17 protein-coding genes and 1 rRNA gene (1 of these 18 cut by a window edge) are annotated in these 21623 nt (G+C 41.0%); 15 read left to right on the top strand and 3 right to left on the bottom strand.

Going from position 1 to position 21623, the window contains the following annotated elements; genetic code table 11:
• Positions 1–361: 361 nt before the first annotated feature.
• From ACZ5AE_RS18895 to ACZ5AE_RS18880, 4 genes are all read left to right on the top strand, one after another.
• Complete coding sequence (locus tag ACZ5AE_RS18895; RefSeq protein ID WP_464566143.1) at positions 362–973, top strand: DedA family protein; 612 nt, start codon at positions 362–364, stop codon at positions 971–973.
• Positions 974–1280: 307 nt separating this feature from the next.
• Positions 1281–2210, top strand: coding sequence for an alpha/beta hydrolase (locus ACZ5AE_RS18890; protein WP_464566142.1), 930 nt, complete (start codon positions 1281–1283; stop codon positions 2208–2210).
• Positions 2211–2391: 181 nt separating this feature from the next.
• Positions 2392–3246, top strand: coding sequence for an ABC transporter permease subunit (locus ACZ5AE_RS18885; RefSeq protein ID WP_464566141.1), 855 nt, complete (start codon positions 2392–2394; stop codon positions 3244–3246).
• 1 nt (position 3247) lies between these two features.
• Positions 3248–4189, top strand: a complete 942-nt coding sequence (locus ACZ5AE_RS18880) for an ABC transporter permease subunit (RefSeq protein ID WP_464566140.1) — start codon at positions 3248–3250, stop codon at positions 4187–4189.
• A 147-nt stretch (positions 4190–4336) separates the two neighbouring features.
• Here the strand turns inward: ACZ5AE_RS18880 and ACZ5AE_RS18875 are convergent, their stop codons facing one another.
• Positions 4337–5266, bottom strand: coding sequence for an endonuclease I family protein (locus ACZ5AE_RS18875; RefSeq protein WP_464566139.1), 930 nt, complete (start codon positions 5264–5266; stop codon positions 4337–4339).
• A gap of 351 nt (positions 5267–5617) precedes the next feature.
• Between ACZ5AE_RS18875 and brnQ the strand changes: the two genes are divergently transcribed.
• From brnQ to ACZ5AE_RS18840, 7 genes are all read left to right on the top strand, one after another.
• The gene (gene brnQ, locus ACZ5AE_RS18870) at positions 5618–6988 is read left to right on the top strand and encodes a branched-chain amino acid transport system II carrier protein (protein ID WP_464566138.1); all 1371 of its coding nucleotides are present in this window, start codon (positions 5618–5620) and stop codon (positions 6986–6988) included.
• A gap of 334 nt (positions 6989–7322) precedes the next feature.
• Positions 7323–8762 carry a GntP family permease gene (locus ACZ5AE_RS18865; protein WP_464566137.1) on the top strand — a complete coding sequence of 480 codons (1440 nt, stop codon included), beginning with the start codon at positions 7323–7325 and terminating at the stop codon, positions 8760–8762.
• Between the two features lie 20 nt (positions 8763–8782).
• Entirely contained in the window at positions 8783–9568 is a 786-nt protein-coding gene (locus ACZ5AE_RS18860) for a 3-hydroxybutyrate dehydrogenase (protein WP_464566136.1), read from the top strand.
• A gap of 143 nt (positions 9569–9711) precedes the next feature.
• Positions 9712–11142, top strand: a complete 1431-nt coding sequence (locus tag ACZ5AE_RS18855) for a sigma-54 interaction domain-containing protein (protein ID WP_464566135.1) — start codon at positions 9712–9714, stop codon at positions 11140–11142.
• A gap of 220 nt (positions 11143–11362) precedes the next feature.
• Positions 11363–12235: an SDR family oxidoreductase gene (locus tag ACZ5AE_RS18850; RefSeq protein WP_464566134.1), complete on the top strand. Its 873-nt coding sequence runs from the start codon at positions 11363–11365 to the stop codon at positions 12233–12235.
• A 148-nt stretch (positions 12236–12383) separates the two neighbouring features.
• A complete protein-coding gene (locus tag ACZ5AE_RS18845; protein WP_464566133.1) occupies positions 12384–12965 on the top strand; it encodes an N-acetyltransferase family protein in 582 nt (193 codons plus the stop codon).
• Positions 12966–13306: 341 nt separating this feature from the next.
• Positions 13307–14569, top strand: coding sequence for an MFS transporter (locus ACZ5AE_RS18840; RefSeq protein ID WP_464566132.1), 1263 nt, complete (start codon positions 13307–13309; stop codon positions 14567–14569).
• 60 nt (positions 14570–14629) lie between these two features.
• Here ACZ5AE_RS18840 and ACZ5AE_RS18835 read toward each other — a convergent pair whose 3' ends face one another.
• The gene (locus ACZ5AE_RS18835; RefSeq protein ID WP_464566131.1) at positions 14630–16309 is read right to left on the bottom strand and encodes a multicopper oxidase family protein; all 1680 of its coding nucleotides are present in this window, start codon (positions 16307–16309) and stop codon (positions 14630–14632) included.
• A 217-nt stretch (positions 16310–16526) separates the two neighbouring features.
• Here ACZ5AE_RS18835 and ACZ5AE_RS18830 point away from each other — a divergent pair, with 217 nt between their 5' ends.
• Positions 16527–17309 (top strand): HAD family hydrolase, encoded by a 783-nt coding sequence (locus ACZ5AE_RS18830; RefSeq protein ID WP_464566130.1) that lies wholly within the window; start codon positions 16527–16529, stop codon positions 17307–17309.
• 154 nt (positions 17310–17463) lie between these two features.
• Here ACZ5AE_RS18830 and ACZ5AE_RS18825 read toward each other — a convergent pair whose 3' ends face one another.
• Positions 17464–17775: a hypothetical protein gene (locus ACZ5AE_RS18825; protein ID WP_464566129.1), complete on the bottom strand. Its 312-nt coding sequence runs from the start codon at positions 17773–17775 to the stop codon at positions 17464–17466.
• Between the two features lie 117 nt (positions 17776–17892).
• Between ACZ5AE_RS18825 and ACZ5AE_RS18820 the strand changes: the two genes are divergently transcribed.
• From ACZ5AE_RS18820 to ACZ5AE_RS18810, 3 genes are all read left to right on the top strand, one after another.
• Entirely contained in the window at positions 17893–18060 is a 168-nt protein-coding gene (locus ACZ5AE_RS18820) for a hypothetical protein (RefSeq protein WP_464566128.1), read from the top strand.
• A 132-nt stretch (positions 18061–18192) separates the two neighbouring features.
• Positions 18193–19422: a DUF438 domain-containing protein gene (locus ACZ5AE_RS18815; RefSeq protein ID WP_464566127.1), complete on the top strand. Its 1230-nt coding sequence runs from the start codon at positions 18193–18195 to the stop codon at positions 19420–19422.
• Positions 19423–20088: 666 nt separating this feature from the next.
• Positions 20089–21623 (top strand): 16S ribosomal RNA (locus ACZ5AE_RS18810); it runs 15 nt beyond the window's last position.

Raw genomic sequence — 21623 nt, 5'->3', positions numbered from 1 at the left:
AACACTGTCCGTTCCTCTCCGCTACAGGCGCTCAGCAAACCCGCGGGGAGGAAGTCGAGCCTCCTCGACGTTCCGTCTGCGGGGTCTCGACCTTTCCTCTATTTCCCGCAGGAGTCAAGCGCCTTTCGTTCCAATCCACTCGGTGTTTTCAAAATAGTTAAAAGCAACAATCTCTGAGAAAAGAGCCTTATGAATTTATAGATAAACTTTCTGTCCTTCCCTCAAGGAGAGCCGTATTGCATCAAGCACCTTTTGTGTTTCATAGAAGAAAAAATTTCCCTATTAGAACTTATGCCATTTAGCGGAACCTTTTAGGATAAAAAACGTAATACATGTGGAAATGAAAAATTGGAGGATTATAATGGAAGTTTGGATTAAAGATTTTATTGTAAGCTATGGTTACATAGGGGTATTTTTGTTGATTGCCCTTGAAAATATTTTTCCTCCCATTCCTTCGGAGGTCATTCTGACTTTTGGCGGTTATATGACCTTGGATACTAATTTGACCGTTACAGGAGTCATTATTGCCTCAACCTTGGGTTCTGTTATTGGAGCGGTAATCTTATATCGTCTCGGAAATTTTTTGGATGTGGAACGGTTTGACAGAATCATTAACAAGTACGGAAAGGTTTTACGACTAAAAAAGGAAGATTTATACCGCGCCAATGCCTGGTTTAATAAATATGGAATTTGGACGGTTTTCTTGTGTAGGTTTATTCCGCTAATTCGCAGTTTGATTTCAATTCCCGCCGGAATGGCCAACATGAATTTTTCTCTTTTCCTTATTTTCACAACCATTGGAACACTGATTTGGAATACGATCTTGATTCATTTAGGTGCAAGCCTGGGGGAAAATTGGGAACTTATTACGGAAAAAATGGACAATTACTCTAACGTAATTTACGGGGTTCTTTTCGGCCTGCTAATGGTGGGAGTCCTCACGCTAATAAGGAAAAGTTTAAAGTCTAAATAAGTATAATGGAAGTTTCCGTGAAAAATATAAAAATGACGTCGATGCCTTAACCATTCTAGGAGAATTTCAAACAGAATTAATTTATATAGAAATTACTCTGTATATAATGGTTATGTAATTTATATTGCAAAAAAGTAAGGTGGCCGACAAATGAGCCTCCTTATTTTACTGTGCAAAGAAGAAAGGAACTATTTCTTAGACTTCCTCGCCTGCTGGTGATAATTATTTATTTTCATGGGAGGAAAAAATTAACTTTTCTCGAACAATATTTATGTATGCAACTATGATATTAAAGGTGGCCGAAAAAATGACTCTTGAACCGCAAACAAAGTTTTTATTAGACCAGCTAAAAGCTTTAGGCGCACCGCCGCTCGAAACTTTAACACCGCAAATGGCAAGAATGGGTTCCAAGTTTCCCCAAGGGGAAATTGAGGAAGTAGGCAAGGTTGAAAACCGGACTATTCCTGGCCCCGCTGCAGATATTCCTGTAAGGGTTTACTTTCCCAAGGAAGAACAGTCAAGCTATCCAGCGTTAGTTTTTTATCATGGCGGAGGTTGGGTGATCTGTGATCTTGATACCCATGATAATATTTGCCGGGCTCTCACCAATAGCGCTGGCTGCGTTACGATTTCCGTTGATTATCGCTTAGCACCTGAACACAAGTTCCCTGCTGCCGTGGAAGACTCCTACGCAGCAGTACAATATGTTTACGACCGTGCCGAGGACTTTAATGTGGACCGTACACGGATTGCGGTTGGCGGCGATAGTGCTGGTGGAAACCTAGCTGCTGTTATCAGTCATCTTGCAAAAGAGAAAAACACCCCGCCAATTTGTTTTCAGCTTTTGATGTATCCAAGTACAAACACTGGCGGAGTGCCGACAGTTTCGATGGTGGAAAATGCTCATGGCTATTTTCTAGAAAAGGGAACAATGGAGTGGTTCCGCGATTGTTACTTAAACAGTGAAGAGGACAATAAAAATCCTTTAGTTTCGCCTGCTCTAAATGAGGATTTCAAAGAGCTGCCGCCAGCACTCGTGATTACAGCAGAATATGACCCGTTACGTGACGAAGGGGAAGAGTATGGTAAAAAATTAGCTGATGCAGGTGTGGAAGTGGAAACAATCCGTTACGACGGCACCATCCACGGCTTTATCAGCATGGCAGCAGTACTAAACGTAGGAAAAGCGGCCTTGGAAAAATCCGGGGAAGCTTTAAAAAAAGCTTTCAGTAAATAAAATACCTAAGAGTGTCTGGTCTTTTATTAATCCAGGCACTTTTTTAAAATTAAAAATAGCAAAATGGAAAAAGAACATTTATAATGTATTTCGCGGAATTTTGCGTAAATTTTTATAACTTACCCATGGATCAAAATGAGGCGCGAGAAGCGTCCCCAGCATCATTAGAGAGGAAGAATCTATGAACCTAAAACGTTTTGCGAAAAAAGTGGTTATTTTAGTTTTGCAGTGCATCTTAGCAGTGGAAGTGTTGATTTGGATTGGTGCTTTACCAGTATTATTTAGGGATTTGTCGTTTCATCTATCGGAACACTTTAATGCGGTTAAAGCCATGAACCTTGGTTTAATCTCCTATGATCAATTGACTCTGGACGGAAAAAACCCATTATTTCCAGTTATTATTGAAAGATACATAGAGTCAATGAAAATTCTTGGATTAAGCATTCTTACAGCTTGGGTCATCGCCCTCATCATTACATATCTTTCGTTTATACTATTTCGAAAAAAAATCCACTTCCTTAAAAATTTGATTGAATTGGCAGAGGCTGTTCCTGATTTGATGTTCATTCTCTTATTGCAGCTGGCAGTTATCATGATTTACAAGTCAACAGGAATAAAAATAGCAACTGTGGTCAGTGTACGCGAAAAGGCCGTCCTGTTGCCAGTGATCAGCTTGAGCATCCCCATTAGCTTCTATATCACGAAGGTGTTCATCCACCACCTTGAGGAAGAGCTGGAGAAACAATATATACATTTAGCCAAAGCAAAAGGATTATCTTTTTCCTATATTTTGAATATCCACGCGCTCCGGAATATTGCCGAAGGGATGTTTGGCGCTTCGAAGACCATTTTCTGGACGATGTTGTCCACTTTATTAGTAGTAGATTATTTGTTTAATATGAACGGCTTGTTAAGGGCAATGGTCACAGGACCGGATCCTTTTGTTGTCGGCTGCATTCTCATTTTTATCCCTTTTTATCTACTTTACCGCACGTATGAATGGATCAGTTTTGATTACAGAAAGGATTCCAAGTAGCATGATTCTATTTTTATTAAAAAGAAAAAGATTTGTTTTTGGCGGCTTATTCCTTGTTACACTGTTTACCTGGAGCATATTAAATACGGTACTTCATGATGGGAAAATCAGACAGGCCCTTTTTTATTATGATGATAAGGGGAACCTCATCGATGCTCCGCCATACCCGCCATTTACGGTGTTTTTGCTTGGTTCGGATAAGTTCGGGTATGATTTGGGGCAAATGATGATTGAAGGGGCAAAGTACACCATCGGAATCACTTTGATTGTTGCCGTTTTAAGGATGTTGTTGTCCTTAGTGGCAAGCTCCTTGATCTACTCTTTGAGACCAAGACTGTTTGGTTTTCTAAAAAGTCTCTTTGAACCATTTTCCGTCGTTCCGCAAACCATCATCGTTTACTTCATTTTATTTAGTGTTTTGTGGATGCCAATTGACGGATTTCAAACCCCATTTTGGAAACGGGCTTTATTTGAAACGATTATTTTAATTTTCATTGCCATTCCGAATTTAACCATCCATCTAGCGAATGAAATGAGGATTGTGGAAAAGGAAGATTTTATTGTGGCGTCCAAAACGCTTGGTGCAAGTAAACGCTACATTTATTTTAAACACATTGTACCCCATGTTTACGAAAAGTGGATTTTATTATTCGGCCAGCAATTTACCCAGGTCCTGCAGCTCCTTGCCCACCTTGGGTTTATGAAGCTGTTCTTTGGCGGTTCCTTCGTATCTTACGGAATGGTTGCGGATGACCCGCGCACTGTTTCTTATGAATGGTCTGGGGTTATCGGCGGCAGTCTTCCATACCTTTATTCCAGCCAATGGATTATCGTTGTGCCAGTTCTCTTCTTTATACTTACAGCCATCAGCGTCGCTTTTATTAATGATTCGATAAAGTCGTATTTTCAAAGAAAAGATTATACAGTTAAAAGCAGGGGATAATCAACCGATTATCCCTTTTTTTGTACGGCAGGGAAAAAGTCTAAATATATTTTATAGCCATTAAAGAGACAATCCGGTTAAAAAGGATGCCTCTTTTTAGCATTATATTATCTTCTAATCTGCCAAAAAAATGATGGGAATAACAAGTTAATGAATAGGGAATTTAATATGTTCAGTCAGTTCAGGAAAGTCAATGAATGGGTTCCGATTTCCTTGGATATGGTAAATGGTTTGATTGCGATGCATTTCATAAAGTCCAGCTGGAAAAGTCTTGTGCCACGTGATCAAAGTAGAAAGATTTATTTCAATTCGGAAAGCTTTTTTGATTGCGTTTGGATAGCGAACCAGGAAATACAGCATTGCTCTTGCTGCTGTCCCTTTGCCATGCTCAGGCTCAAATCTTCCTCCGACTGCGAGTCCGCAATTATTTTGAACCGGCTCTTCCGGTAATTCTGGATGGAAATTGGGGAAATCCGAGTAAGGGAAATTGGAACGGGTAATATTACATTCAGGGTCGCAAACAAACAAATGATGCAAATCTCCCTTCATAGGTTCGAGGGCGCCGAACCATGATTGGGGGACAATATGTTCCGTATTAACTTTTAATTTACGTTCGCAGGCTTTCAATTGGTGAAGCGTTTCGAATTCCTTTTGCTTAATTTTTCGAAGAAATTCCTGAAATTCTTCATATTTTTCTGTGATCATTTGATAATCCTGAATAATAATGGTTTCAGGATTCTTTTTTTCACTGGAGTAAATACTTTTTACGCTGCCGTCTGGGTGCAGGTCTACCCAGGTATATAGATATAAATCTTTACTGATAAAATAGGGGATTCGGTTTTTATGGGTTTTTGTAAGCAATTCATTGTATTTATAAAATAAAGTGGTGCCATCAAGGTTATGTTGCTCTATTGTTTGATAGTATTTTTCAATATCCAACAGATCTTGTGTTTCATCGTAATAAAGGTCTTTGTCTTCCCGTATTTTTCGCTTTTTATCTCGCAAAAAAGCCAATTGTTTATGCAAATCAAAAAATTCCGAAGTGCTATTATTAATGACTTTTTTCTTTTTTGACATCTAAATCTCACTCCAGAGAAAAGAATTTATTTTTCAAATTCATTATATAATGATATCTCCGGCAAAACGGGTATAATTTGAAAATTTGTGTTAACAGGGGTGGATTATGGTTCGGGTGACTGAATTTTTCTATGGTAAAATGTTATTTAAAAAAATTATTTTTGTTTTCTGAATTGAGGTTATAAAAGTAACTCCAAAAATCAATTACTGTAAATAATGAGTAAATCTGTATTTCCAGTATTTGAATGCATATTAAAATTATCAAAATAATCACGGAAATGGATTGCATTTTAATTTTGAGAATAGTAAAATTAGTATCCGTGAATAAGAAATGAAGGGGTTTAAACCTTAATGGAAAATAGATTGCCATTTTCGAAGTATTTTGTAATAGGGGTCATGTTATTTGCCTTGTTTTTTGGAGCTGGAAATCTAATATTTCCTGCATCGCTCGGGCAAAATGCCGGGACAAACGTCTGGGAGGCGGCAGCCGGGTTTCTAATAACTGGGATTGGTTTGCCGTTTCTTGGAATATTAGCGATGGGTGTTTCTGGAAGCAGAAACCTGCAGGAACTGGCAAGCCGGGTTCATCCGCTTTATGGAATCATTTTTACCTCGCTGCTTTATTTAACAATTGGACCGCTGTTTGCAGCACCAAGAACAGGTGCTGTAGCCTATGATATTGGGATTGCACCGTTTGTCGGCGGTGGCTCGGATCGCATTGGATTGTTCATATTTTCACTAATGTTTTTTGGAATAACCTTGTGGTTCTCATTAAATCCAGCAAAACTGGTTGACCGGATCGGGAAGATTCTCTCACCTGCCATCATTATTCTCATTTTTGTGTTATTGGTAATGGTGATCGCTAAACCTATGGGGGCGATTGGAGCACCACAAGAAGCCTATGCCAACGGCGCGTTTGTAAAGGGCTTTATGGAAGGATACAATACGATGGATGCACTGGCATCGCTTGTGTTTGGCATCATTGTTATCAATGCGGTTCGTGCAATGGGAGTTAAATCAACTAGCGGCATTCTTTCTGCTTCAGCCAAATCCGGATTGGTTGCGGTTGTTTTCCTAGGAATCATTTATGTTGGTGTCGCTTACTTAGGCGCGACTAGCACTGGGCGATTCGGACTATTAGAAACAGGAGGTCCTGTTCTCGGAAAAACAGCAACCTATTATTTTGGGATTGTCGGAACAGTCTTGCTTTCGATTATTATCATTCTTGCTTGCTTGACCACGAGTATCGGATTGGTTACAGCTTGCGGTGAGTATTTTCATGCCCAAATGCCGAAAATCAGCTATAAAATATGGGTTGTTTTCTTTTCGTTAGTATCTCTTATCATTGGTAATTTCGGATTAGCGAACATCATCAACTTTTCAATTCCAGTGTTAATGTTTCTTTATCCCCTGGCTGTTGTCCTAATGCTGCTGACATTTTTATCAAAGTTTTTTAGACATTCGCGGATCGTCTATGTTTCAGCAACTGTGGTAACCTTTATGGTCAGCATTATCGATGGATTTAAAACTTTCTGTCAGCTTGTAGGAAACGAAAATTTCAGTTGGATGGATCCAATCGTATCCTTTTATGAACAAGTATTGCCGTTATATAATGAAGGGCTGGGATGGCTGTTGCCAGCAATCATTGCCATTGCGATCAGTACTGGAATTGTGAAGCTGCAAAAATATTTTCGAGTTTCTCTTAGGGAAAATAACGTTTAAATCATAATTCTAAACTTTTATTAAAATGCACTGCATATTGGCAGTGCGTTTTTTTATTGTAAAAAAACCTTTTGGTGAAGGAATTTATTTTCCGGATAGGCGGAATTTCCGGATTATCGGATAAACAGCTTCCGTAGATTCGGAATTTGCATTCAGAATTATCGATATTTCCTAAGTGAATAGGTTGATTACGCCTTCACACTAAGCATTTTTAATTTTCAGAATACTTGGCATAAAACTTGCAATACTTTTTCAATGTAACGGCCTTTTTTCTGTTTGGATATGAAAGCGGTTTCTAAAAGGTCCATTACGAATTTTATGAAGGGGGATTTATATGGATTTATTGGTTATTTTATTGGCACTTGGATTATTGATGTTTGTGGCATACCGAGGTTACTCTGTTATCCTGTTTGCTCCAATCTGTGCCCTCCTGGCGGTAGTATTAATTGCACCAAGCCATGTATTGCCATTCTTTTCTGGCGTATTTATGGAAAAAATGGTCGGATTTATTAAATCTTATTTTGCTGTTTTCTTATTGGGAGCTATTTTTGGTAAAGTTGTAGAGATGTCTGGAATTGCAGAATCGATTGCCAAGACTATTGTCGGCTGGCTTGGGGCGAAACGGGCAATGTTGTCGATTGTCTTGCTTGGGGCAATTTTAACCTACAGCGGGGTTAGTTTATTCGTAGCCGTGTTTGCGATTTACCCCTTTGCTGCACAAATGTTCAAGCAGGCAGATATTCCGAAGAGGCTGATTCCAGGTACGATAGCGTTGGGTGCGTTTACTTTTACAATGGATGCGCTGCCTGGGACACCGCAAATTCAGAATGTCATTCCGATTGCTTTCTTTAAAACCGACATCTATGCCGCACCAATCCTAGGAATCATCGGGGCCATTATTGTTTTGGCTGTTGGCTTATTCTATTTGGAAACCAGAAGGAAAAAAGCTGAAAAAGCCGGTGAAGGGTATTATGGGTTTGGTTCGGAAACGGCGTCTGCGGTGGAAAAGGAAAAGCTGGATACCAATGAATCAATTCTTCCGGATTTAACAACACAGCAGTCATTATCCAGAAAGATTCTTGCCTTTGTTCCGCTCATTTTGGTCGGGGTAACGAATAAACTTTTTGTAACGAATATTCCAAAATGGTATCCGAATGGTTTTGATTTTGCAGCACTTGGCTTAGATGCTTATAAGGTTGATGTAGCAGTTTCTGCTCCGATTTGGGCGATTATTATGGCACTCCTAGTCGGAATTATCACTTCGCTCGCCTATGATTGGAAGCGGGTAACGAAAGGCTTTAAGGATGGAGTGAACATAGCGATTGGCGGGTCACTCTTGGCTACCATGAATACAGGGGCAGAATATGGATTTGGCGGCGTCATTGCTGCTCTTCCGGGATTTGCTAAAATAAGTGATGGTATATCGACTACTTTTACCAATCCGCTTGTGAACGGTGCTGTTACGACAACTACGCTTGCCGGGATGACTGGGTCAGCATCTGGAGGTATGGGGATTGCATTAGGGGCGATGGCTGAAAAGTATAATCAAGCGATAGCCGCAGCGAATATTCCTCCTGAGGTTATGCACCGCATCGTGGCGATGGCATCAGGCGGCATGGACACGCTGCCGCATAACGGGGCAGTCATCACTTTGCTGGCAGTAACAGGTTTAACCCATAAGCAATCCTACCGTGATATTTTTGCCATTACGGTCATTAAGACATTGGCGGTATTTGCGGTTATTGCTATATATACACTCTTTGGAATCGCTTAACAGTTTAGGAGGTCATGATAATGAATAAAGCATTAGCCGGAAAAACAGCATTTGTAACCGGGTCGGCAAGCGGAATCGGCTTAGAAATTGCTAGGACTTTTGCTGAAGAAGGTGCAAATATTGTTATTTCCGATTTAAATGAAGAAAAAAGCATACAAGTGGCGCTGGAGTTAAAGGAACAAGGTTTTGATGCAATTGCCGCTCCCTGTGATGTCACCGATGAGGGGGCATATAAGAATCGTCTGGAATTGGCAAGGAGTACTTTTGGAAAAATAGATATTCTGGTAAATAATGCCGGGATTCAATATGTTTCCCCAATTGAGGATTTTCCGACAGAAAAATTTGAACTAATGATTAAAGTTATGTTAACAGCACCGTTTATTGGCATTAAAAATGTATTGCCGTATATGAAGGAGCAGGGCTCCGGACGAATTATCAATATGGCTTCGATTAATGGCTTGGTGGGATTTGCCGGAAAAGCAGCCTACAACAGTGCCAAACATGGGGTGATTGGCTTGACGAAAGTTGCGGCATTGGAAGGCGCGCAGTACGGGATTACGGTCAATGCCTTATGTCCAGGTTATGTTGATACACCGCTTGTTAGGGGGCAGTTGGCTGATTTGGCCAAGACAAGAAATGTCGGATTGGAACGTGTTCTCGATGAAGTCATATATCCGCTTGTCCCCCAAAAAAGGCTCTTATCCGTATCTGAGATTGCGGATTATGCAGTATTTCTAGCAAGCGACAAAGGCAGGGGCATAACAGGTCAGGCGGTTGTTCTCGATGGAGGGTACACAGCGCAATAGACGGTATTAGCGTAAGTGTTGATAGTATAAGAGAATCCGTGTCAGCAGGATTCTCTTTTTTTTACATATTTTCCAATTTTGAAAAAACTTATTAAGATTTTGCTATAATGGATTTAATTAGTTTTTTATAAGGGAGGCAATCAATGCGGGCATTTGATAAAGTGCCAATCAGCTGGCATGAGCAAATTATCAATCTATTAGCAGAACGTGTGGTTATTGTCGATGATAACGGGATTATTTTATATATTAACGAGGGATATTGCAAGTTTATTGGCACCACGATGGAAGAGGCGCTTGGCCGGCATGTGCAGGATGTGATTGAAAACTCGCGGATGCATATTGTTGCCCAAACAGGACTGAGGGAACTGGCCTCAGTTCAACAAATCAATGGCAGTGAAATGATTGCTAATCGATTTCCAATTGTGGAAGAGGAACGGATTGTTGGTGCCGTAGGAAATGTCATGTTCCGTAATCCTGAAGAATGGCGGATGTATAAAAGTAAGATCCAAAGCCTGGTTGATGAATTAAACTATTATCAAGCAAAAGTTCAAAGAGATTTGCAAAGTAAATATAGTTTTCAGGACTTAATTGGGGACAGCCCTAATTTTCTTGCAGCCAAAACATTGGCCGAGAGAGTTGCCAGGAGCGATTCGTCGGTGTTATTGATCGGTGAATCAGGCACCGGAAAGGAATTATTTGCACATGCGATTCATCATGACAGCAACCGGACGGACGCTCCCTTTGTGGCCATAAATTGTTCCTCCATCCCGGAGCACCTGCTTGAATCGGAATTGTTTGGCTATGAGGATGGTGCTTTTACTGGTGCGAAAAAAGGCGGCAAGAAGGGACAGTTTGAATTAGCGAGCGGTGGGACGTTATTTTTGGATGAAATCGGGGATATGCCGCTTCCGATGCAAAGCAAACTATTAAGGGTACTGCAGGAAAAAGAAGTGGTCCGAGTCGGTGGTCATAAAAAGATCTGTGTAGATGTGCGGATTATTGCCGCCACCCATCGGAATTTAGAAAGAATGGTAGAAAAAGGGGATTTTCGACAAGATTTATACTACCGATTAAATGTTATTAAAATTGATATACCTTCGCTTAGGATAAGAAAAAAGGATATCCCTGCGATTGCAAAGCAGTTATTGAAGAAATTGGAGGCCAAATTTTTCCGAAAGGGTATTGCGCTGTCCTGTGAGGTAACTGAAAGATTGATGCAGCACTCTTGGCCGGGGAACATTCGTGAATTGGAGAATGTATTGGAACGTTCGATCAATGTGCTTGATGGAAAAACAATTCAATTAGTCCATCTGCCCTTGTATTTGCGCGACCTAGAGACCGAGGGGGGAAATGCAGGTAACCTGCATAATGAACAAAACGGTTCATTAAGGAATATCTCGTCAGTGGAACCAATGAATATTCTGCCATTAAAGGAGACGCTCATCCAAGCTGAAAAACGAGCAATTGAACAAGCTTTAGCGGTAACGAAGGGTAATAAACTAGAAGCGGCCAAACTGTTGGAAATCGGTAAAACCAGTTTTTATGATAAATGTAAATTATATGATATAAATTAGATTTAACCAATATAGGAACTAAAGAAATCCATCATATTACCAAGGACTTCACTCGATATTCTAATGAGTAAGTCCTTTTTTTATTTTTAGAGAATTTTATCTTAATAGAAAGAACAGGATTTATTTGTTGACAAAATAACTAAATGTAACTATTATGATTACAGGTAATTAAGGTTATTACAAGTTAACTCATTAAAAAAACTATATCGGAGGTATTTTGATGAAATTATTAGTCACAGGAGCTACAGGAAAGTTTGGCTCAAAGGTTGTTGAGACTTTATTAAAAACTGTTCCAGCAAACCAACTTGCTGTCAGCGTTCGTAATCCGGTGAAGGCAGATGGGCTTCGTGCACGTGGAGTGGAAGTCCGCCAGGGAGATTTTGATCTTCCAGAAACATTGGATACTGCTTTTGCCGGAATCGACCGCTTGTTAATTATTTCTGCAGATGGAGACAATGAAACAAGAATTCACCAGCATGCCAATGCAGTAGCTGCGGCGGAACGGGCTGGAGTTAAATTCATTGCCTATACTAGTTTAGCGAACGCCATGGAAAGTAATAACCTGTTCGCTCCTACACATCAGGCAACAGAAAAGGCAATCGTGAAAACAGGCATTCCTTATTCATTCTTACGCAACAACTGGTACTTGGAAAACGAAATCCCTAGTATTCAAGGCGTCATCACAGGCGCTCCATGGGTAACATCTGCGGAATCAGGTAAAGTTGGCTGGGCGCTGCAGCAGGATTATGCAGAGGCTGCTGCTGCAGTACTGACTGGTGAAGGACACGATAACACAATTTACGAGCTTTCAGGCAAGCTATTAACGCAGGACGAATTGACATCTGCTCTTGGCAGGGTGTTGGGTAAAGAAGTAAGCGTGCAAAAGGTAGACGACGCTGCCTATGCTGAAATTATGAAAGGTGCCGGCCTGCCAGATTTTCTAATTCCGTTGCTTGTAGACATCCAAAGAAGCATTCGCGAAGATACACTGGCAGTTGAAAGCAACGACTTTGAAAAGCTTATCGGCCGGCCAGCCACACCGATAAATGAAGCGTTGCTGCAAATCGTTAAAGGGATTAACCAAACAAAATAATTAAACGCCAATCTTAATGATATGTGGCTATAAAAGGTGCGTTTCTGTTTCAAACAGGAACGCTTTTTTTGTTTAGCAAGAAGGAAATAAACTGTGCATGGGAGTATTATAGTAAGGGCAACTAAGCAGAAAATGGAGGACAGTTTTAATGAAAGTGAATCCAACTGAATTTGAAATTAATAATTTACGTTATATTATTAGGTCTGCAAAAGAGGAGGATGCCAAAAACTTATCTGAAGTTAGAGTACAGATTGATGGTGAAACAGAAAATATGGATAGAGAAAAAGGGGAAGCTTACATAGATGAATCGGGCTTCAGACAGATTATTAAGGATGATGCAGAAAGGAAAAATAATCATTTTCTAGTAGCTGAATCAGATGGTAGAATCGTAGGTTTTTCAAGATGTGAAGGGACTCAGCTGAAAAGAATGTCACATAAAGTGGAATTTGGAATATGTGTCTTAAAAGAATTTTGGGGGCATAGCATAGGGAAAAAATTACTGGAAGAATCCATACATTGGGCAGATTCAAACGGTATTAAGAAAATATCATTGAGTGTTCTTGAAACCAATGGGAAAGCTATTAAGCTTTATAAAAAATATGGGTTTGTAGTAGAAGGCGTTTTAAGAAGGGACAAGTTTTTATCAGATGGGAATTACTATGATACTATTTTGATGGGAAGGTTTAACGAAGAATCGTTTACAAGTAATACTAAATCATTGATGAAATAAAAGCAATGGGATTAAAGTCAATGATTGTCCTTGTTCTTGAAGAAAACAATTCTCGTTAGTTTTATGAAGTCCTTGGCGGCAAAATAATTGATACGATTGAGGTTGAAATTGGCGGGAAAAAACTTTCCGAACTAGTATATGGTTGGGCAGATATTGGATTATTGTAAAAAGAATAATTTTTGTTTATAGGTACATTTCTTCTTAATTAGAAAGTACTTTTTTGTTTCTTTAAAGCGGAAAAGTGATATCATATTACAGTAAATACTATTAATATTGTGAAATTTTCGATTTGGCTGAATTTGTAGATAATGCTTAATTACTTAATAATTGAGGTGAATTCTATGAAAGCAAAGTTTCATTATGCGTGGATTATCATTTTTATTACATTTTTAGCTTTATTGGCTGTTCAAGGAGTTCGCCTAGCGTTTGGAGCATTTGTGCAGCCCTGGGAAAAAGATTTTTCCATGGATAGAGGGACGATTTCCCTTATTTCTACGCTAAGCTTTGCCGTTTATGGTCTTTCGCAGCCAGTGTTTGGGAGACTCGTAGATAAGCTGGGTCCACGATTGATTTTATCTGTGAGTACCTTATTGGTTGGAGTGAGTATCTTTTTAACCTCCTTCATCAATAAGCCATGGCAGTTGTTTGTTCTGTACGGCATCTTTGTTTCGATTGGAGTTGGAGGGGCATCCAATGTTGCGGCAACCGTACTTGTGACAAAGTGGTTCAACGAAAAACGCGGCCTAGCCTTAGGAATTATCGAGGCGGGATTTGGAGCAGGACAAATGCTTCTTGTTCCAGGGTCTTTACTGTTAATAAACTGGTTGGATTGGAAAGTAACAGTTATCATTTTAGGTATTTTTCTGGCAGTAGTTGTGTTTCCTGTGGTCATTTTACTATTGCGTAATGACCCTGAAGAAAAAGGCTTGCTGCCAATTGGCGGTAAAGTCAAAGAAGAAAAGAACATTGATCAATCCAATCAAAGTAGTAATTTTTCCATTTGGGATGCTTTCCGCCAAAGACAATTTTGGTTTTTAATTTTGCCATTCGGTGTTTGTGGGTTTACCACGACAGGATTGATGGATACGCATTTAATTCCTATTTCTAATTTATGTGGGTTTTCACCAGGTGTAACAAGTGCCGCTGTGAGCATACTGGCTGCTTTCAACATTATTGGTATTTTACTTTCAGGTATTGTTGCGGATCGATGGAGCTGCAAAAAAATACTGTTCGGGTTGTATGCGGTAAGAGCTTTATCTATTGTTATTCTTTTAAATACCTATAACCCAGCAATGATGCTGGCTTTTGCTGTTGTGTTCGGATTGGTCGACTTTGCAACGGTAGCTCCAACCCAATTGCTGGCAACTCAATTTTTTAAAAATCATTCTGTAGGGTTTATCCTGGGCATGTTGTCACTTAGCCATCAAATAGGTTCGGCATTGGGTGCTTACTTACCTGGTTTATGGTACAGCCTCTCAGGAAATTATGATCTATCTTTCTACTTTTCGATTATTATTCTTGCACTTGCAGCCATTTTCAGCGGATTGCTCCCAAAGAAAACTGATGGTAAGGAAGAGAAAGAATTAAAAACATTGCATGCTTAAATATGGAAAAACCTAGCTTTTCATGAAAAAGCTAGGTTTTTTATTTGAGGGGGGGAGAGTTTAGATACTTGACTCATCATTGCCCCCCTTTTCAAAACTTTGAGTAAACGAGTCGTCTGGGCATTGGCCAAGAATCGGAATGCGCGGGTCAAATTTGGGATTTTGGAGTACTTCATACGGCCGCATCATTTCATGGTCCTCATGTTCAAGGTTATGGCAGTGCCAAGGATAGATTCCCGTAAATGGTCCGAAGCGGGCTATAATGCGAGTGACTTCTTTGGGATTAACTCCAACGGTATCCTTCCAGCCTTTTTCATTTGCGGCAGGTACCCGTGGTGGACCGACATGTGTGATATTTTTATTCTTATCAATCGTAATTGGGGCATGATTGAGAACCTGGAAATGAACGAGATGTAAGTGAATAGGATGGTTGTCACCGGTTAAGTTGTACAGCTCCCAAACTTCTACTGCACCATTATACGGTGTTTCTGTAATGGGTAATTCACTCCAAGTCATGTCATTAAGCAATGGTTTTAAACGGCCTGGAAATTCCGGGTCATCAATTTCAGTCAAGATGTTCTGCCGTACAGGTACACCAATTGGATTAAGTCTTTCCAAACAGGATAAAGTTTCTGGAATGACACTTTTGTCAGGTTCAGTAAGGGTTTTACTGACACGGAACTCCATAATTTGCGGAAGGGCTGGATTACTTGGGACGCCGTTAGGGTATGGTGATGGTGCATCATTTGCTAGGATGATTTTCTGACCAGCATGTTTTGTAAAGTCGACAATCACATCTGCACGTTCCGCTGGGGCAAGCAGCAGCCCTTCCCGATGTGTAACAAGAACGGGCTTCTCAAGAAATCCGCCGTCCGTCCCAATTTGGATAAAATCTTGGCCAGAGCTTAATCTTAATCGATAAAACCGGGCATTGGAGCCATTTAGGATACGGAATCGGTATTTGCGCGGTTCAACTTCAAGAAAAGGCCATACTTTTCCATTCACAAGAGCAGTGTTCCCGAAAAATTCAGGTACGACAGATGGTCTAGGCAGGCTTGGATCAATCGGCCGTGAAGCATCCGGCGGTGCTGCCTGATTTGGCTGGGAAGGATAAAATAATTTTCCAAAACGCTCCCCGCTAAGATAGAACGAACGATCTTGAATTAATAACGGTATTTCATATTTTCCTCGTGGAAGGTTCATCTTTTCCTCTTCGTCATCTCTAATAAGATAAAATCCGGCAAGCCCCGCATAAACATTTAGCCGGGTAATTCCAATGGCATGATCATGATACCAGAGTGTTGCAGGGCGTTGACCATTAGGGTAGTAATAAATGTCATGCAAGAATTTGCTCCCAACGTTTTTAAAGTTTCGCGTAAACCAGGCTTCCGGATACCCGTCATTTTCCGGTCGGTTCCGTCCGCCATGTAAATGCACGACTGTCCGAACAGATGGCCGGTCGAGTTCTGCGCCATGGACGGTTCTATCTACCGGAAAGAGATGTTCGAACGGAAGTTTGTTTTCCCACTTAACATAAATAGGTTGGTTTCTGCGAACTTCAAATGTAGGTCCTGGATACATACCATTGTAACCCCAGACGGTTGTTGGTTTTAGGTCACGATGTAATTTTTGTTGGACTTGCCTCATTATTACCTCGTAGTATGGAATTCCATTTCGTTTACCCACAGGATTTGCGACCGAGGGTATAGGCAAGGCATCAACAAACTTGTCTAAAGGCATAATATCAATCCTCCTGCCTCATTTAACAGCAATTGAAGTGGCTAGACACTTTAAATATGAATACCCATATCATGATGATGAAAACATAACTGCCCACTTAAGGCATATTCAAAAACTGCCAAAAGATGCGAAAGAAATGTATTGAATAGTAATTTTTCAGTTTTCTTTTTTTTCAAAAATGGTAAACTAGTAAAAAAACAATAAGTGAGGCGCCAACATGATTAAAGCAGTTTTTTTTGATTTGGATGATACATTGCTATGGGATCAGAAGAGTGTGAAGGAAGCTTTTGTGGCTACGTGTAAGGTTGCGGAGGAACGATATGGACTAGATTTGGAGCAGTTGGAGGAGGCAGTCAGAGAGGCTGCTAGAAACCTCTACTCTTCCTATGAATTTTATCCTTTTACACAAATGATAGGAATCAATCCATTTGAAGGTCTTTGGGGCAATTTCCTAGATGATCATGATGATTTTAGAAAAATGAAGGATACGGTTCCTGGTTACCGGAAAGACGCTTGGACGGCTGGTCTTAAAGCATTGGGGGTGGATGATCCGGAATTTGGCCATGAATTGGCGGAGCGTTTCCCGGCAGAGCGGAGAAAGCTGCCGTTTGTATATGAAGAAACGTTTAAAACACTAGATTTGTTAAAGGGGAAATATCAGCTTCTTCTATTAACGAATGGATCACCAGACTTGCAAAATACTAAACTAACCATTACTCCAGAATTGGTTCCATACTTTGACCAAATTGTAATCTCAGGTGCTTTTGGCAGAGGAAAACCAGATCCAACGATTTTTGAACATGCCTTGTCACGTCTGTCCTTGCAAAAGGATGAAGTCATCATGGTGGGGGATAATCTAATGACCGATATTCTTGGGGCAAACCGTGCCGGCATCAAATCCGTTTGGATTAACCGCCACAATAAAGAGCGGAACGAAGTCATTCCTACTTTCGAGATTCACCATTTACAAGAGCTTTTTACCATATTGGAGAAGTTATAAATAAGGATCAGCTGCCTCTAATCGGGCGGCTTTCTTTATGTCAAAAGTCCAATTTCATTAAAACGGTTTAACCTCACCCCTTTTTGAGCAACTATTATGCCGAAAAACAAAGGGACAGCGATTATAGATATCACTGCCCGTTAGTTTTTAACCATCAGTCTTTCAGCTTTTTAAGTACGCGTTCTTCGAAATCTGCCCGGTCAATATCTAATTCATGTGTTTCATTGCGAAATGACTTGAACCTTCCGCCCTTAACCTCGAGGGTAAAATAGCCTCTTTCACTTGCAATATTTATATCGCCAATAATATTTTTCCTTCGGATTGGATCGAACAAATTTACCATATTTGGATTGCTGGGGTGCGGTCTGAACTGGCAGCCTTGCTCCACGCATATTTTAACAATGTTCCGGACCTTCGGATTGGCGATACTTTCAATTTTCTTGGTTGTTTCTTTACTTATGGTCATTCTTTAGTCTCCTTTCCGTCTTAACAACGATATGCCATGACGGTGCTGAATATTCAAAAATTATAAAACCTAACACAGGTGTAATGTCTTTTGATAATATTTTGGTGGAAAAGTGGAGTGGAACCAGATATTCAAACAGGTAATTTAATTGAACAATTAGCTCAAGCCGTACTGTACGGCTCAATTGACAAAGAGGATGGAACCTCGGCATTCCTTGAAAAACATCAAACTTCATTTATCGGCCAAATAGGCGGTTTCAGCTTCTGTTTTCTGTTTAGAAACTGAAGCTTTTAATGGGGGTATTCATTGTTCACACGTTGTTAATATTTCATTTGAAATGAATGATTTTAATCACAAACTAGGACCGGGATAAGTGTTATTTTTTATAAAAGCAATTAAAGAAGGAGAATCCTGGATATGAGTGAATTCATTAATAACCGTGAACAACAATCATATAAGAATACAGAGCGCCTCGAAATTTTAAAAGAAATTTTCAGAGACCTTCATAATGGAAGAAATATAAATGAAGTGAAGGCTCATTTCGATGCTTTTATTGGTAAAGTGACGATAGAGGAAATTGCTCAGTTACAACTGGAGTTTGTTAACGAGGGAAGTATGCCGGCAGAAGAACTGCAGCGCCTGTACACACAGCACACTGATATTTTTAAAGGAAGAATTGAGGAAGTTAACCGCAAAAAGCGACCTGAGGAGCAGCCAGGACATCCAATTCACACCTTTAAGCTGGAAAATAGAGAGCTTGATAAATTGGTGAAAACGCAGCTCCAAGTACATTTATGGCAGTTCGAAAAAGAGGATCATGCGGAAAATGTATTTAAGCTTTTAGAGGATATCAATTTACTGCTTGATATTGATAAACATTTCAATCGTAAAGAGCATTTGATTTTTCCGTACCTAGAAAATTACGGAATTAACGGACCGACAAATAATATGTGGAGAATCGATGACTTCATCCGCGATGCCATCAAAGAAGTGAGATACACACTGCTTCGTTATAATGGTGAGAAGAAGGTAGTGATTGAAAAACTAAACTGGGTAATCGAAGAGGTAACAGCTATGATTTACCGGGAGGAGAACATTCTGTTCCCGATGGCGCTGGCCAATTTCACTGAAGATGAATGGGTAAAGATTGCCCATGAGAGCGATGAAATCGGTTTTTGCCTAACCGAACCGGAGGCTGTTTGGAAACCGGAACGGAAGGCACTTGATGAAAATGCCATTTCCGAAGGTTATATTAAAATGGAAACCGGGATTCTTTCGTTAAAACAGCTTGAACTGTTATTAAACCATTTACCAGTTGACATTACCTTTATTGATCATGAGGATGTGGTCCGATATTTCTCGCATGGCAAGGATCGAATCTTTGCCCGAACTAAAGCAATCATCGGCCGGACCGTACAAAACTGCCATCCGCCAAGAAGCGTACATGTTGTAGAGGAATTACTAGCAGATTTTAAATCAGGAAAGAAAGACAGTGAAGACTTCTGGATTAAGTTCCGTGATAAATATGTTTATATTCGCTATTTTGCGGTTCGTGACGAAGAAGGCAATTACGCCGGTACATTAGAATTCACCCAAAACATCAATCCGATTCAGGCGATCGAAGGTGAAAAACGGATTTTATCATAATATCATAGAAGAATTTGGGATGGGCCCCCTCGGTGGATGTGGGGGTTTTTTTGTAAATGGTAAGCGGAGCCGTTCCATTAGGTGGAATTGCAGGGATAAGGAAGGGAGGGCTCTCCTCTCCTTTATTTTTCAGTTAATATTACCCTGATCTTCAAGAATCAGTATTGTGATTGGATAAAGTTCTCTCTTGTTACCGGAAGGTTGTTCGTGTTAAGATAACAAATGTTGACGGCGAATAAGTCGTTAACATATTTTTTTCTCATAAAAAACTGGCAAATCTTTCTATTGTATCATTTCTGTAAAGATGGTATTATATGAATCCAGTTGCAAAACTAGTTTATCAATTTAATAGTTTTCTTTAAAACGAAAAACTTTTTGTTGATATAATATAGTTTTTATGATACAATATTCATTGTCGCTTCTTTAAAAAGTGATGTTGAATAGATAGTTCTTTGAAAACTAAACAAACAAAAACGTCAACAAACAATAATAATCATGTTTCTTCTATATAAATAGAAAACATGAGCCAACGTAAATTTATGAGCTAATCAACTCAACTTTCCCCCGTATTAACGCGCAGTAATATCCTTCGGATAAACTGCCCGTAAATACCCGGAAAATTCGACTAACCATCGCGTGAAAAACGTCCGCGACGGAAGTCTCATTTTTTTGGAGAGTTTGATCCTGGCTCAGGACGAACGCTGGCGGCGTGCCTAATACATGCAAGTCGAGCGAATCACCGGGAGCTTGCTCCTGGTGGTTAGCGGCGGACGGGTGAGTAACACGTGGGCAACCTGCCTGTAAGACTGGGATAACTTCGGGAAACCGGAGCTAATACCGGATAATTTCTTCCCTCGCATGAGGGAAGGTTGAAAGTCGGTTTCGGCTGACACTTACAGATGGGCCCGCGGCGCATTAGCTAGTTGGTGAGGTAACGGCTCACCAAGGCGACGATGCGTAGCCGACCTGAGAGGGTGATCGGCCACACTGGGACTGAGACACGGCCCAGACTCCTACGGGAGGCAGCAGTAGGGAATCTTCCACAATGGACGAAAGTCTGATGGAGCAACGCCGCGTGAGCGATGAAGGCCTTCGGGTCGTAAAGCTCTGTTGTCAGGGAAGAACAAGTATCGGAGTAACTGCCGGTACCTTGACGGTACCTGACCAGAAAGCCACGGCTAACTACGTGCCAGCAGCCGCGGTAATACGTAGGTGGCAAGCGTTGTCCGGAATTATTGGGCGTAAAGCGCGCGCAGGCGGTCCTTTAAGTCTGATGTGAAAGCCCACGGCTCAACCGTGGAGGGTCATTGGAAACTGGGGGACTTGAGTGCAGAAGAGGAAAGCGGAATTCCACGTGTAGCGGTGAAATGCGTAGAGATGTGGAGGAACACCAGTGGCGAAGGCGGCTTTCTGGTCTGTAACTGACGCTGAGGCGCGAAAGCGTGGGGAGCAAACAGGATTAGATACCCTGGTAGTCCACGCCGTAAACGATGAGTGCTAAGTGTTAGAGGGTTTCCGCCCTTTAGTGCTGCAGCTAACGCATTAAGCACTCCGCCTGGGGAGTACGGCCGCAAGGCTGAAACTCAAAGGAATTGACGGGGGCCCGCACAAGCGGTGGAGCATGTGGTTTAATTCGAAGCAACGCGAAGAACCTTACCAGGTCTTGACATCCTCTGACACTCCTAGAGATAGGAATTTCCCCTTCGGGGGACAGAGTGACAGGTGGTGCATGGTTGTCGTCAGCTCGTGTCGTGAGATGTTGGGTTAAGTCCCGCAACGAGCGCAACCCTTGATCTTAGTTGCCAGCATTCAGTTGGGCACTCTAAGGTGACTGCCGGTGACAAACCGGAGGAAGGTGGGGATGACGTCAAATCATCATGCCCCTTATGACCTGGGCTACACACGTGCTACAATGGATGGTACAAAGGGCAGCGAAGCCTCGAGGTGAAGCCAATCCCATAAAACCATTCTCAGTTCGGATTGCAGGCTGCAACTCGCCTGCATGAAGCCGGAATCGCTAGTAATCGCGGATCAGCATGCCGCGGTGAATACGTTCCCGGGCCTTGTACACACCGCCCGTCACACCACGAGAGTTTGTAACACCCGAAGTCGGTGGGGTAACCGTAAGGAGCCAGCCGCCTAAGGTGGGACAGATGATTGGGGTGAAGTCGTAACAAGGTAGCCGTATCGGAAGGTGCGGC

The organism is Neobacillus sp. S1227 (assembly GCF_055385255.1).
Note: the sequence above shows the minus strand (reverse complement) of the source record. Positions and strands in the feature narration are given on the sequence as shown.